Raw genomic sequence first — 14502 nt, 5'->3', positions numbered from 1 at the left:
GCCGGAGACGCGGGCCTGTGCCGGATGGTTCCGGGCGGGCCGGAGACGCGGGCGTGTGCCGGATGGTTCCGGACGGGCCCGGAGACGCGAGGCCGTCCAGGCCGACGCGGGCAGCCCCCAGGAACGGGCCGGGACCGATGAGGAGCCCGGGACGCAGGAGCCGCCCGTGAGGGGCGTATGTCACGAATACGTGCCCCTTGCGCGGGAAGGGTCGCGGGGCACTACCCACTGGCCACTACCCTGGAGGCGTGACCATTCGCCTGTACGACACCAGCGCCCGGCAGATCCGTGACTTCTCCCCGCTCAAGCCGGGTTGTGTCTCGATCTACCTGTGTGGCGCCACCGTGCAGGCCGCCCCGCACATCGGGCACATCCGCTCGGGCCTCAACTTCGACATCATGCGCCGCTGGTTCGAGTACCGCGGATACGACGTCACGTTCATCCGGAACGTGACCGACATCGACGACAAGATCATCACCAAGTCGGCGGAGCAGGACCGGCCTTGGTGGGAGATCGGGTACGAGAACGAGCGCGCCTTCAACGACGGCTACGACGTGCTGGGCTGCCTCCCGCCGAGCTACGAGCCGCGGGCGACCGGACACGTGACCGAGATGGTCGAGATGATGCGCGGGCTCATCGAGCGGGGTCACGCCTACGAGTCCGACGGCAACGTCTACTTCGACGTGCGGTCCTTCCCGGGCTACCTGCAGCTGTCCAACCAGGAGCTGGACAACCTCCAGCAGCCGTCCGGTGTCGGCGAGACCGGCAAGCGGGACCCGCGCGACTTCGCCATGTGGAAGGCCGCCAAGCCCGGTGAGCCCACCTGGGAGACCCCGTGGGGGCGCGGCCGGCCCGGCTGGCACCTGGAGTGCAGTGCCATGGCGCACAAGTACCTCGGCAGCGCGTTCGACATCCACGGCGGCGGGCTCGACCTGATCTTCCCGCACCACGAGAACGAGATCGCGCAGGCCAAGGCCTTCGGGGACGAGTTCGCCAAGTACTGGGTGCACAACGCGTGGGTCACCATGAGCGGCGAGAAGATGTCCAAGTCCCTGGGCAACTCCGTGCTGGTGAGCGAGATGGTCAAGCAGTGGCGCCCCATCGTGCTGCGCTACTACCTCGGCACCCCGCACTACCGCTCGATGATCGAGTACAGCGAAGAGGCCCTGCGCGAGGCCGAGTCGGCGTTCGCGCGGATCGAGGGCTTCGTCCAGCGGGTGACGGAGATGGCGGGGGGCGTCGTCGAGCCCGTCGCCGAGGTGCCGCCCGCGTTCGCGGAGGCCATGGACGACGATCTGGGCGTGCCGCAGGCGCTCGCCGTCGTGCACACCACCGTGCGGCAGGGCAACTCCGCCCTGGCCGCCGACGACAAGGAAGCCGCCGTGGCACGGCTCGCCGAGGTCCGGGCCATGCTCGGCGTCCTCGGTCTCGATCCGCTCGACCCGGCGTGGGCCGGCGAGGGCGACCGCGGCGAGGACCTGCACGGAGTCGTCGACACCCTCGTACGCCTGGTGCTCCAGCAGCGCGAGGCGGCGCGGGGCCGGAAGGACTGGGCCACCGCGGACGCCATCCGCGACCAGCTCAACCAGTCGGGTCTCGCCATCGAGGACGGGCCGCAGGGACCCCGGTGGACACTCGGCCCGCGCTGAGTGTTCCTTGATCGAGTGTGCCGCCCGGCTCTCCGGGCGGCACACTGCATAGACGAACGTGCACGCGAAGCGTCTGCACACCCCACAGAGAACAGGTAGGTCATGGCCGCTAACAACCGCCGCATGTCCGGCAAGAAGGGCGCGCAGGTCGGCAGTGGCGGCCAGCGACGCCGGGGCCTGGAGGGCAAGGGCCCGACCCCGCCCGCCGAGATGCGCAAGGGACACAAGAAGAACCGCATCGCCAACGTCAAGGCGAAGCAGACCGCCCGCCGTCCCGTGCCCCGCGGGCGTGGCGGCAAGGGCACGTCCGAGATGGTCGTCGGGCGCAACCCCGTGGTCGAGGCGCTGCGCGAGGGCGTACCCGCCACGACGCTGTACGTGCAGCAGTTCATCGACAACGACGAGCGTGTCCGCGAGGCGCTCCAGCTCGTCGCCGAGCGCGGCGGCATCCACCTGATGGAGGCCCCGCGCCCCGAGCTCGACCGTATGACCAACGGGCTCAACCACCAGGGTCTCGTCCTCCAGGTCCCGCCGTACGAGTACGCGCACCCCGAGGACCTTGCCGCGGCCGCCTACGACGAGGGCCAGGACCCGCTGATCGTCGCCCTCGACGGGGTGACCGACCCGCGCAACCTCGGCGCGATCGTCCGGTCCGCCTCCGCGTTCGGCGGCCACGGTGTCGTCGTGCCCGAGCGGCGCGCGGCCGGGATGACCGCCGGTGCCTGGAAGACCTCGGCCGGTGCCGCCGCCCGTACGCCCGTCGCGCGTGCCGCCAACCTGACGCGGGCCCTGGAGTCGTACAAGAAGGCCGGGCTGGTCGTCGTCGGGCTCGCCGCGGACGGCGAGGTGGAGGTCGGTGACCTGGAGGCCCTCGGCGGCCCCGTCGTCATCGTCGTCGGCAGCGAGGGCAAGGGGCTGTCCCGGCTCGTCGGGGAGACCTGCGACTACCGGGTGCGGATCCCGATGCCGGGCGGCGCGGAGTCGCTGAACGCCGGTGTCGCGGCGGGCGTCGTGCTGTACGAGGCGGCGCGGCGACGCGCCTGAACAGGCGTGCGTGCCGTCACCCCCGTGGGGTGATCGGGTCGGTCCGGACGGCCTTGACGCGGTCCGGACAGATCGGCGGGGTCAAAGCAGTGTCCTAAACACACGTCACTCGGTTAGATGAGTGTGGACACCAGAACACCCCGCACACCCACGGGGGACCGCTCGTCGGGATTCGACGACGCTCCCGCGCTGAGCATGGTGAAGGTGCCGAGCGATCCGGCGCAGGTCATCGTCAATCATGCGAGCTTCCGCGTGCAGCTGGGCGCTGCGTCGCGACCCCAATCCTCGCGCGTCGCACGGCACTTGAGCGCCGGTGGCGCCCCCGCGCGGATGCCCGTCGGCGGTACGGCGGGCAGAGCGGGCGGCCAGGGCGCCGCCGGTACCCGTCGGCGCGCGCCCGTCGTCTGGAGCGGGAAGTCCGCGCCCGACGACACCGGCGCGCACCGTCTGCTGCAGGCCGTGCGGAGCACGAGCGTCGGTCACGGCGGGTCGGCCCCGGTGGGCGACGCCGGCGCGACCCAGGTCATCCCGCGTTACGACGAACACCACGGCTACGAGGGCGACATGACCGTCGAGACGGTCGAGACGCCGCTCGTCGGCAGCCAGCGGACCGGCTCGTCCGGCCTCGACTCCGGCCGGACCGGGGGGCCCTCCCTCGGCGGTGAGGGCCGGCTGCTGCCGAACATGCGCAGCGTCGACAGCGCGTACGACGAACCGCGCTACGGTGGCGGGGAGTTCGCCGCCGACGAGGGTGACGACGCCTACGCCTACGGCTACGAGGACGAGGCGGCCGAACTGCCGGTCAGACGGCAGTCCACGGACTCGCTGCGGCAGGGGTACTACCCGGGCCGCCGTATGAACCTCGGCGTGGTGCTGCTTCCGCTCCGCGTCTTCCTCGGGTTCATCTCCATCTACGCCGGCATGGGCAAGCTGTGCGATCCCGTCTACTTCGACGGCGGCAAGCGCGGCTCCATGGTGAAGTGGCTGAACACGCTGCACCCGTGGGAAGTCGCCGAGCCGCTGCGGCAGTTCGCGCTCCAGCACCCGGTCGGCTCCGGACTCGTCATCGCCTTCCTCCAGGTCATCGTGGGCGTGCTCACGGTGCTCGGCCTGTGGCAGCGGGTCGCCGCGGTGGTCGGCGCGATGCTGTCCGCCGCGCTCATCGTGACCGTCAGCTGGAAGACCGTCCCCGCGTACGACGCGCCGGACATCATCTACCTCGCCGCATGGTCCCCGTTGATCATCGCGGGCGCCCCCGTCTACTCGGTGGACGCACGTCTGGCGGGCGAGGCCTGGCGCACTCTCGGTCCGCGCGCCGAGATCTGGGAGCTGCGCGGGCGGGTGCTGCGCCGCGGCGCGGTGGTCTCGGCCGTCGTCATCGGGCTCACGCTGCTGGTCGGCTCGCTGCTGGGCGGCGCCGTCCGTGACGCCGACCGGGTGGTCGTGCCGGGACCGGGCGAGGCTCCGCGCAACGAACTGCCCGGCTCCCCGCTTCCCCAGGAGCCCGGCACGCCCCAGCGGAAGACCAGCACCCCGTCGGCCTCCGTGAAGGAGCCCACCCACGACGGTTCCTCGTCGCCGTCGGGCCCGGCCGCGACCCCGGGCGCGACCCACGAGACGGGTGGCGCGGTCAGCAGCGGACCCAGCCGGACGCAGGGCGGCGGTCAGGCGCCCCCGCAGCACTCCGCGCCGGTCCACCAGGCACCCAGTACGAGCGCGGGGCCGACGTCCACCGGTGGTGGCGGCGGCGGTGGCACCGGCAGCGGTGGCTCCACGGGCGCCGGTACGGGCGGCACGTCCGGCGGTTCGAGCTCCGGCGGCGGGACGACCGGCGGCTCGGACAAGCTGGTCGGCGGCCTGCTCGGCTAGGGCCGCGGCGGTACGACGACGGGGCCCCGCGCATCCGATGTGCGGGGCCCCGTCGTCATGCGTGCCGTGAAGTCGCTCAGCGCCCGAGTGCGGCGAGTTCCTTGGCGGCCTCCGTGAGGTCCTTCGCCGTGTCGATCGCGCGCCAGTAGGCGCCCTGGGGGAGGGAGAATCCGGCCAGACGGCGTTCACGGGCCAGGTGCGGGAACGTGGTGCGCTCGTGGTCGCCGCGCTCGGGGAGCAGACCGGCGAACTCGGCGGAGAAGACGTAGACGCCCGCGTTGATCTCGTAGGTGGTCGGCGGTGACTCGATGAAGTCCGTCACACGGCCGAAGTCGTCCGTCTCGACGGCGCCCCACGGGATGCGGGGGCGGGCGAGGGCGAGGGTGGCGACGGCGTCGCGCTCGGTGTGGAAGTCCGCCATGTCGCGCAGCGAGAAGCGGGTCCAGATGTCGCCGTTGGTCGCGTACCAGGGCCGGCCGGGGTGCGGGAGGTGCGCGGCGGCGTACTTGAGGCCGCCGCCCCGGCCCAGGGGCTCCTTCTCCACGACCGTTATGACGTTGACCGGAAGGTGCGCCGAGTCCAGCCAGTCCTGGAGGACTTCGGCGAGGTGGCCGCAGGAGACGACGACGTCGGTCACGCCCTCTTCGGCGAGCCAGGTCAGCTGGTGGCCGATGATCGGTGTCCCCGTGCCGGGGATCTCGACCATCGGCTTGGGCCGGTCGTCGGTGTAGGGACGCAGTCGGGAGCCCTGACCACCGGCCAGGACAACGGCTTGAACGGGGCGCGACGCGGCGTTCGGATCGGTCATGCCCGAACTGTACGTGGCGCCCCGCTGGTGGTTTCTGTCGGCAACCGTTCCCTCGAGCAGCTGTTATCCGGCGGGCGGGAAGGGGCCGTTCCGTGCCTCGGACGAGGCCCGTGGGTTCAGAGGTGCGTGGCCGCGACCCCCGATGCGAAGGACGTGTCGCAGACCGGGCGCGCGAACGCCTGGGCGCGTGTCGGGCCGTACGCGCGGACGGCGGCGCGGCCGAGGGCGCGGGCGATGGACACGCAGTGCTTCGCGAGCGACGGGCGGCCGTTCACCGCCTCCTGGAGGTGGGTGAGGGCGGTGCCCGGGTCCTTCTCCTGGAGTTCGAGCAGGAGCCGGTCGCGCAGGACGTCCTGCGGGGCGCGGGAGACGGCACGCGAGGAGACGTCCGAGGAGGAGGCGGTGAGCACCGACTCCGAGGAGTTCCCCGACCAGTTGACTCGGGTGACCGCGAGGGTCCCGGAGAGCACCAGGACGACAGGCAGAACGAGGGCGAGGGTGCGGCCGATCCGGCGGGCGGGGCCACGGCCACGCCGGGTCCGTTGGTTAGTGGTGGAGTGCTTCACGCGAGTGAGGGTAGCGCGGGGTGATGATTTGGCGACATTTAGTCACCGGTTCGGGGGACGGGGAAGTGATGGTTTCCTGGTGGCGCGTTGACGTACACGTATCGAAATGACCGGCTTGCCGGGGTATTTGTCGACAACGAGGAGGGCCCCGCAGCAGGCTGCGGGGCCCTCCTCGTCAACTTGGGTGAATTCACCCGCTCCGGGGGTGTCGGAGCCGTGCGCGTTGCCTCAGTCGGAGAGGCGCTCGCCCGTGGAGGTCGAGAACACGTGGGTCTCGCCCGGACGCGGCACGACGTGCAGCGTGGCGCCCTTGTCCGGGACGGCGCGGCCGTTGACACGGACGACCAGGTCGGTGACGGTGTCGTCGACCTTGGCGCTGCCGTAGACGTAACCGTCGGCGCCGAGCTCCTCGACGACGTTCACCGAGACGGCGAGGCCCGCCGGGGCGTCCTCGGTGTCCTTCGTCAGCGACTTGGCGGCTTCGCCGTTGTGCTCGACGATGTCGAAGTGCTCGGGGCGGACACCGACCGTGACGGTGCGGTCGCCCTTGTCCGTGGCGGCCTTCAGGGCCTCGCGGTTGACCGGCACGACGGAGTTGCCGAACTTCACGCCGCCGTCGGTGATCGGGACCTCGACGAGGTTCATGGCCGGGGAGCCGATGAACCCGGCGACGAAGAGGTTCGCGGGGCGGTCGTACATGTTGCGCGGCGAGTCGACCTGCTGGAGCAGACCGTCCTTGAGCACGGCGACCCGGTCACCCATGGTCATGGCCTCGACCTGGTCGTGGGTGACGTACACCGTGGTGATGCCGAGGCGGCGCTGCAGCGAGGCGATCTGCGTACGGGTGGAGACGCGGAGCTTGGCGTCGAGGTTCGACAGAGGCTCGTCCATGAGGAAGACCTGGGGCTCGCGCACGATGGCACGGCCCATCGCGACACGCTGGCGCTGACCGCCGGAGAGGGCCTTCGGCTTGCGGCCGAGGTACTCGGTGAGGTCGAGGATCTTCGCCGCGTCCTCGACCTTCTGGCGGATCTCGGCCTTGTTGACGCCGGCGATCTTGAGCGCGAAGCCCATGTTGTCGGCGACGGTCATGTGCGGGTACAGCGCGTAGTTCTGGAACACCATGGCGATGTCCCGGTCCTTGGGCGGCAGGTGCGTGACGTCGCGGTCACCGATGTGGATGGAGCCGGCGTTCACGTCCTCGAGCCCCGCGAGCATGCGGAGCGAGGTGGACTTGCCGCAGCCGGAGGGGCCGACGAGGACGAGGAACTCGCCGTCCGCGACATCGAGCTCGAGCTGGTCGACGGCGGGCTTGTCGCCACCCGGGTAGATGCGGGTCGCCTTGTTGAACGAGACAGTGGCCATGGTGAGGGGCCCCCTTCACCGGCAGGAACGTGCCGGACGATCCGTTGTAAAGGTGGTGTCCACCGTGAAGCTTCACGGTGGTGTAGTCCACAAGAGTGAACTGAGTCTGGACGGTACCTCCCGTTCACGTGCTCTGTCAGTACCCGCAGCCCTGTGAACTTCGCGGAAATTTTCGACAGGGGCCCACGGCGGCGTGGGTACACTGCACGGGCACGCACGCGGCAGGTACGCCGCAGGCGCGCGTGCAGGCCTCCTTAGCTCAGCTGGTCAGAGCGCCGCTCTTGTAAAGCGAAGGTCGTCGGTTCGAATCCGACAGGGGGCTCCGCCGCTCACCGGCGCCGACGCCCCCGCGATCTTGGACCGTGGGGGCGTCGACGGCTGGATGTGACGGCGGTCTCGGTCGGCGGCGGTCTCGGTCGACGGCGCCGCCGTCAGTCCCACCAGAAGCGCCAGACCGACCGCTCCAGCAGATCGCCGGCGTATTCGGGGAACGTGCACATTCCCTGCTCGACGTTGTCGGGGCAGGTGAGGTAGTGCTCCAGGGCGAGCACGTGCGCCTGATCGAGGCCGGCCGGCCTGGCCGCGACCGAGACGAAGGCGGTCGCGTGGCCGAGGCCGACGAGCCGGGCTCCGAACCGGTCCTCCCAGGAGCGCAGTACCGCGGACAGGTCGCCGGCGGACAGGCGGTCGGCCATGCCGGTCCAGCCGATCGCGGCCGGTATGTCGGCACTGCGCGCCACCGGTACCAGGGCGAGATGGCGAAGCGACTCCTTGCGTACGAGATGTGCCGCCGCCGCGGCGGCACTGCCGTCGGGTCCGGCTTCTCCGGCGGGTGCCGACGCCAGGCCGGGCCAGGCGTCGAAGGTCGGGCTGCCGTCGGGCCAGTCGCACTCCTCGTCGTCCTCCTCGGGGGACGAGGGCACGGGCGGCAGGGCCTCCCGTGCCGCTGTGCGCCGACGGTAGGCGCGCCACTCCTCCAGGAGGTGGTGTCCGGCCTCCGTCCCGGATCCGTCCCGGGCGTCCCCCGGGCGCAGTGCGTCGTCGGGGTACTCGAACAGGACGGGATGCAGGCCCGTCGTCAGCCGGTCCCGGTAGAGGCTCTCCCACCACACGTCCGCGTCGTCCAACGGTTCGTCACTGATCCACAGCACCGGGGACCGCGCAGGGCCGACGCGCGGAAGTCCGTCCCGGCGCGGCGAGAGGAGCCGTCCGGCGGGCAGTCCCGCGGGCAGTCGGCGCAAGGCTTCGGGAACGTCCGCGGCAGTCACGAAGCGGAGGCTATTGCCCGGGTGTGACAGCGAGTTGACGATACCGGCCCCGGGAAGGGGCATCCGGCGCCGTTGCCCGTGCTTTTCGCTGCCACGCCCCGTGGTGCGGCCTTACCCTGTTGGGCACCATCAGGGAGCCGCGCCAGCTGTGTGGAGGTATACGGGGTGAAAGGGCGCAGTCCGGATCGGGTCCGCAACGAGCTCATCGTCTCCATCGTGGACGCACTGCAGAACTCCGCCACGGTGAGCCAGGCCGGCAGCCGTGAGATCTGGCGGGAGATGCTGGCCGGTGAGCTGGCCTCGCCCGTGGAACCCTTCGGCGGTGACCGGCTGCGGCCCTGGCTGCTGCAGGTGGTGAGGGCGTGCACCGATGTCGGTGACGGCCTGGCCTGCCTGGTGCGGTCGCTGGAGTACGTGGAGCAGCAGTCGGCGACGGTCGTGGAGCTGTGGCCGCTCGTGGACGAGTGGGAGGCCGTCGACTTCTTCAACAACGCGGATCTCGGCCATCTGCGGCCCGTACTGCTGGCGATGGGGTCCTCGGACCTGGCCGTCATGGCACGCCGCTCCAGCCGGTCCCGGGTGCAGGAGCTGCCCGCGTGGTGCCGGACGGGATGGCAGGTCTTCCTGCGGCTGGCGGGTGAGAACTCCCCGGCCGGTGAACTCCCGCCCAGCATGGCCTTCCTCGCGCTGTCGGCCGACCGGCTGATGGAGGACGGCCAGGCGGAGGGCGCCGAGGTGCTGCGCCGTTTCAACCGCGGCCAGGCCGCGGCCCTGGGCGTGGAGAGCGTGCTGGCGGAACGGCAGCAGGCGGACTTCCCGCATCCCGCGCCGTCCCTCGTCCCCGCCTATCTCATGATCCAGTTCGAACCCGACCGGATCGAGGCGGACCACTACTACCTGTCGCACTGGCGCCAGTCCGACTCCGAGGGCTGGCACCCCGTGCGCGGCGAGACCGCCCATCTGAGCCGGGAGGAGCTCCCGGGCGCGGTGGAGCGGCTGATCGAGGAGGCCGAGGAGAAGTGGGCCGATCTGCGGCAGCCGGTGATCCTCGAGTTCATACTCCCGTGGGAGCTGCTCAACGAGCCGGTGGAGTGGTGGTCGAAGGAGTCCGGTTCCGGGTCCCCGACCCCGCTGGTCCTGGACTATCCGGTGGTGGTGCGCAGCATCGAGCGGTTACAGCGTGCCGCCTGGCACCGGCCCTGGCACAACAAGTGGCGGCAGCTGCGCGAGCGCCCGGCGGACAGCCATCCGTACTGGAGCAGTCCGGAGCGGGACGGGGCGTACTTCTTCCACCTGGAGCGCGAGCTGAAGGAGGACCAGCACGCGGTGTGCCTGGTGCTCAGCCAGCCGCCGGGCGACGAGTCGGGCACCGGCCGCCGCGAGGTCCTGGCGGGGCTGCGGGCCGGGGTGCCCGCGATGATCTGGCACCGCAGCGACTGCGCGGACCCCAAGTTCAAGGACGCCATCGGCGAGATCCTGCAGGACCGGGGGCTGGGCAGTCTGGCGGAACGGGTCGGGGAGTGGCGCAGGGAGGCGCTGGCCCTCGGCCCCGCGGCCTGGGACGGGCACGTCGGTCGCCATCTGGCCATTCTGCTCGACGATCCCGAGCGCAAGCCGAGCCCGCCCGGACCGGTGTAGGGCGTCATGTCCCCGCCGCCCGGAAGGGGCCCGCGGCCGGCACGCGGAGGCGGTCACCCCGTGGTCTTGCACGGACCATCGCCGGGTGCCACGCTGGTGCCGAGACAGACTCACCGGCTGTCCACAGGGGGCGGGTACCGCCGAACGGGTGCGTACCGCCCGGTTTTTGAGTTTTCATCAGTCCTGCCGCCCCCTGTGGCCTGCCGTCTTGCACCGCACGCAGACCACTGCCAGGCTTGGCACGTGGATGTCACGCATGCCCGCGGACTGCGGGACTCCTCCTCGGTGCTCCCTCCGTCGTCGGGCATGACCGGACGCTCTGAGGGCGCTTATGCAGCGTGACGACGGCCCACGACCACCATCGGCGAGGGCTTCTGGCGACGTGTCACCGTGCGCGGTGGCGCATGCTCTGCGGGGCCTGGAGCGGGCCGGGTCCGCGGACCGTCCGTCCGTCCTGCTCGTCGTCGACGACTATGTGAGCATGCGGATCTGGGCCGAGACGGTCGACCGCCTGGCGGAGGAGCTCGCCGCCCAGGAGCCGTCCGGCCCCGTCACGCGCTTACGGCTGCTGGGCTCCGACGACACCGAGCCGGGCCGGATCCGGCTCGAGCACCTTCCCCCGCCCATGGGTGAACACCGGGTGGTGCTGGTCCTGACCGATGGTCTGGCGGCGGGCTGGCGGTCCGACGCGGTGCTGCCGCTGCTGAGGGAACTCGGCCGTTCCGACCCCCTCGCGGTGCTCCACCTGCTGCCGCAACGGCTCTGGTTCCGCACCGGCCTCGACGTGCACCGCATGCGGCTGAAGTCCGGGCGCCCCTGGGCGCCGAACGACTCCCTGCGGTGGGAGCTGCGCACCTCCCCCCTCGAACCCGTGGACGACGATCCGGCGGCGCGCTCCGGCGTGGTGCCGGTCCCCGTCCTGGAGCGCACCGATCACTCGCTCTCCGACTGGGCCGACCTGGTGGCGGCCCGCGCCGGGGACTGGGTGGAGATGTCGGGCGTCCGGGCCCGGGACTGGAAGCGGCGGCCGGACGCCGCCCGAGCCGTCCCGTGGGTCGACGACGTTCCCGACCCCGCCAGCGCGGTGCCGCCGTGGGAGCGGGTCTCGGAGTTCCGGGCGGCCGCGTCGCCCACCGCGTTCGCCCTGGCCACCCGCCTCGCCGCTGCTCCGCTGACGCTGTCCGTGATGAGCGCCCTGACGGCCTCGGTGCCCGGCGCGGGACCGGCCCACCTCACCGAGCTGCTGATGAGCGGCCTGGTGCGGCCCGCGGGTGCGGAGGCCGAGCGCGCGGCCGAGATGGTCTTCGCCTTCGGTCCGAACATCCGCCAGGAGTTATTGGCGTTGGCCCGCCGCCGGGACACCGTGCGGGTACTGCACGACGTACGGGTGCTGATGGCGGCCGCCCCGGAGGACTCCGAGCCGGTCCTGCCCGCCCCGGACGAACCCGTCGAGGCGACCGGTGTGCCACCCGTGACCGCACGCAACGTGGCGTTCCTGCGCGTCGAACTGACGGCGCTGCGCGCCCTGTCCGGACGATTCCTGCCCCGGGCCGAGCGTCTCGCGCGGGTGCTGCGCGAGTACGACCGGCGCAACACCGTCGATCTGGGCAAGGACGCACGTACCCGCACGCGGCACCAGGGCCCCGCCGCCCGGGCCCACCGGGATGCCGCACACGCCCCGAGGGGGCCCGAGGCAACATCAGAAGGAGCCACGACCATGGCGACCACACAGCAGCCGCCCGCGGTGGAGAACGCGCGTTCGGCGCAGCCGCGCATCTGGGGGAACATCCCTCCGCGCAATCCCAACTTCACCGGCCGTGTGGACCTTCTGGAACGACTGAGCGAGCGTCTTCGTGAGGGCACGACCACCGTGCTCCCCGAGGCCATCCACGGCATGGGTGGTGTCGGCAAGACACAGATGGCGATCGAATACGCGTACAGGCATCAGTCCGAGTACGACATCGTCTGGTGGATCCCCGCCGAGCGCCCCGGCCAGATCGGCCAGGCCCTGGTGGAACTCGCCCAGCGGCTCGGTCTGGGCACCAGCGCCGAGGCCAACATCGCGGGCCCCGCCGTGCGCGAGGCGCTGCGCGAGGGCCGGCCGTACTCCCGCTGGCTGCTGATCTTCGACAACGCCGACAGTCCGGAACGCGTCCGCGACTACTTCCCCACGGGCGGCAGCGGCACCATCCTCGTCACCTCCCGCAACCGGCGCTGGAGCGTCGTCGGCCCCTCCCTGGAGGTCGACGTCTTCACCCGGGAGGAGAGCAAGGAACTGTTGCGCCGTTCCAGCGCCTACGGGGAGGATCTCGCCGACGCGGAGGCGGACCGGCTCGCCGACGCCCTCGGTGACCTCCCGCTCGCGCTGGAACAGGCCGCCGCGTGGCGGGCGGAGACCGGGATGCCCGTCTCGGAGTATCTGCGGCTGTTCGAGCACAAGCGCAGTGAGCTCCTGGAGGTGTCCCCGCCGCCGGACTACCAGCTTCCGGTCGCGGCCGCGTGGAACGTCTCCCTCGACCACCTGGAGACCCGCAGCCCCGCGGCGCTGCGCCTGCTCCAGCTGTGCTCCTACTTCGCGCCCGACCCCATCTCGCGCTCGATCTTCTCCGGCCTCGGCGGTTCCACGATCGATCCCGAGCTGGACCGGGCCCTCAACGACCCGATGCGCCTGGCCCGCGCCATACGGGAGATCAACCGTTACTCGCTCGCCCGTGTCGACCACCGGACCAACTCGATCGAGATGCATCGCCTCGTCCAGGCCGTGCTGATCCACCGTATGACCCCAGAGGAACAGAAACGCATGCGCAACGGGGCCCACACACTGCTTGCCGCCGCCGACCCGAAGGGTCCCAATCAGGCGGCCAACTGGCCTCGCTACGCCGAGCTGTACGGCCATGTCATCGCGTCCGACGCCGTCGAGTCCGACCAGCCGTGGGTGCGTGAACTGGTGATGAACGTCGCCAAGTACCTGTGGTACTGGGGCGATCACCGGGTCGCCCTCGAGTTCTCGGAACAGGCATGGGGGACCTGGCAGAGGCTGTTCGGGGAGGAGGACCAGCAGGCGCTCCTCATGGGCTGGTGGCTCGGTTTCCTCTACCTGATGGTCGGACGGCACGAGGACGCCTCCCGGGTCGTTGCCTCGTTCCAGGCGGTCTACGCCCGCACCGCGCCGGCGGACCAGGAGGACACCCGCGAGGACGCGTTGGTGGCACTGAACCTCGAAGCCGCGGTACGGCGCCATCAGGGCGACTTCCTCGCCGGTGCGGAACTCGACGAGATGGCGTACGAGCGGGCTCGGCGCGCCTTCGGCGAGGACGACCCGACCACGCTGGTCACCGCCCACAATCTCGGGGTGAGCCTGCGGGTGGTGGGCGAGTACCGGCGTGCCCTGGAGCTGGACCGGCACACGCACGCCATGAAGACGCGGCTGTTCGGGCGCGATCACCAGCAGGCACTGGTGACCGAGGCGAGCGTCGCGGTCGACGTGCGTGAGACGGGTGACTACGTCGGTGCGCGGTCGCTCCAGCAGGCGGTCGTCGACGGCTACCGGGCGACCTTCGGGGCCGGGAACCCCACGACCTTGCGGTCCATGCGCCAACTGAGCGAGGCGTGCCGCAAGGAGGGCGACCACGTCGCCGCGCTGGAACTGGCGCGTGAGACGTTCGATCAGTTCACCCTCCGCTACGGTGCCGCCCACCCGGAGTCCCAGACGGCCGCGCTCGCACTGTCGGTGGCGCTGCGGCACAACGGCGAGCTGGAGGAGGCCCGGGAGCGCGGGGAGAGGGCCGGAGAGGGATTCCGCACCATCTTCCAGCCGGACCACCCGCACGTCGTGGCGGCCGACGTCGACCTGGCGGTGACGTTGCGGCTGCTGGGCCGGGCGGAGGAGGCCAGGCAGCTGGACGAGGCGGCGCTGGAGTCGCTGACCGGGCGTCTCAGGGAGAACCATCCGATCGTGCTGGCCTGTGCCATCAACCTGGCGAGCGACCTGAGTGCGCTGGGCCGGGTGGCGGAAGCACGCGAACTGGGGGAGCGGACGGTGGCGTTGTGCCGGACGCGGCTGGGTGAGGACCACCCGACCACGCTGGTGGGCGCGGCGAACCTCTCCTTGGACCTCATCGCTCTCGGCGAGGGGGAGGAGGGCGAGGCGCTTCGCGAGGACACCCTGGCCCGGATGGAGAGGGTCCTGGACGAGCCCCGTCTCAACTCCGCCGAGTCCGCTCCCCACCCCGCGACCGCGCAGGCGCGGGCCAGGCAGCGGAGTGACTGCGACATCGACCCGATGCCGTTGTGAC

9 protein-coding genes and 1 tRNA gene are annotated in these 14502 nt (G+C 71.4%); 6 read left to right on the top strand and 4 right to left on the bottom strand.

Features of this window, described 5'->3' with window-relative positions:
* Positions 1-248 precede the first annotated feature (248 nt).
* The 3 genes from cysS to ACFVTC_RS28895 all read left to right on the top strand — a co-directional run bounded on the left by cysS (position 249) and on the right by ACFVTC_RS28895 (position 4562).
* Positions 249-1649: a cysteine--tRNA ligase gene (gene cysS, locus ACFVTC_RS28905; protein WP_390131429.1), complete on the top strand. Its 1401-nt coding sequence runs from the start codon at positions 249-251 to the stop codon at positions 1647-1649.
* A gap of 102 nt (positions 1650-1751) precedes the next feature.
* Positions 1752-2693 (top strand): 23S rRNA (guanosine(2251)-2'-O)-methyltransferase RlmB, encoded by a 942-nt coding sequence (gene rlmB, locus ACFVTC_RS28900; protein ID WP_390131428.1) that lies wholly within the window; start codon positions 1752-1754, stop codon positions 2691-2693.
* A gap of 123 nt (positions 2694-2816) precedes the next feature.
* Entirely contained in the window at positions 2817-4562 is a 1746-nt protein-coding gene (locus ACFVTC_RS28895) for a DoxX family membrane protein (RefSeq protein WP_390131517.1), read from the top strand.
* A gap of 76 nt (positions 4563-4638) precedes the next feature.
* Here the strand turns inward: ACFVTC_RS28895 and ACFVTC_RS28890 are convergent, their stop codons facing one another.
* The 3 genes from ACFVTC_RS28890 to ACFVTC_RS28880 form a co-directional block, all read right to left on the bottom strand.
* A complete protein-coding gene (locus ACFVTC_RS28890) occupies positions 4639-5370 on the bottom strand; it encodes an NDP-sugar synthase (RefSeq protein WP_390131427.1) in 732 nt (243 codons plus the stop codon).
* A 116-nt stretch (positions 5371-5486) separates the two neighbouring features.
* The gene (locus ACFVTC_RS28885) at positions 5487-5936 is read right to left on the bottom strand and encodes a hypothetical protein (protein ID WP_266699987.1); all 450 of its coding nucleotides are present in this window, start codon (positions 5934-5936) and stop codon (positions 5487-5489) included.
* 228 nt (positions 5937-6164) lie between these two features.
* A complete protein-coding gene (locus tag ACFVTC_RS28880) occupies positions 6165-7301 on the bottom strand; it encodes an ABC transporter ATP-binding protein (protein ID WP_168528749.1) in 1137 nt (378 codons plus the stop codon).
* 248 nt (positions 7302-7549) lie between these two features.
* Here ACFVTC_RS28880 and ACFVTC_RS28875 point away from each other — a divergent pair.
* Positions 7550-7623: transfer RNA gene (locus ACFVTC_RS28875), tRNA-Thr, on the top strand.
* Positions 7624-7732: 109 nt separating this feature from the next.
* Here ACFVTC_RS28875 and ACFVTC_RS28870 read toward each other — a convergent pair.
* Positions 7733-8569, bottom strand: a complete 837-nt coding sequence (locus ACFVTC_RS28870; RefSeq protein ID WP_390131426.1) for a DUF4253 domain-containing protein — start codon at positions 8567-8569, stop codon at positions 7733-7735.
* A gap of 216 nt (positions 8570-8785) precedes the next feature.
* Between ACFVTC_RS28870 and ACFVTC_RS28865 the strand changes: the two genes are divergently transcribed.
* A complete protein-coding gene (locus ACFVTC_RS28865; RefSeq protein ID WP_390131425.1) occupies positions 8786-10207 on the top strand; it encodes a hypothetical protein in 1422 nt (473 codons plus the stop codon).
* Positions 10208-10604: 397 nt separating this feature from the next.
* Positions 10605-14501, top strand: coding sequence for an FxSxx-COOH system tetratricopeptide repeat protein (gene fxsT, locus ACFVTC_RS28860; RefSeq protein ID WP_390131424.1), 3897 nt, complete (start codon positions 10605-10607; stop codon positions 14499-14501).
* The last annotated feature ends 1 nt before the right edge of the window (position 14502 follow it).

The organism is Streptomyces sp. NPDC057950 (assembly GCF_042887295.1).
Taxonomy (GTDB): Bacteria; Actinomycetota; Actinomycetes; order Streptomycetales; family Streptomycetaceae; genus Streptomyces; species Streptomyces kaempferi.
Note: the sequence above shows the minus strand (reverse complement) of the source record. Positions and strands in the feature narration are given on the sequence as shown.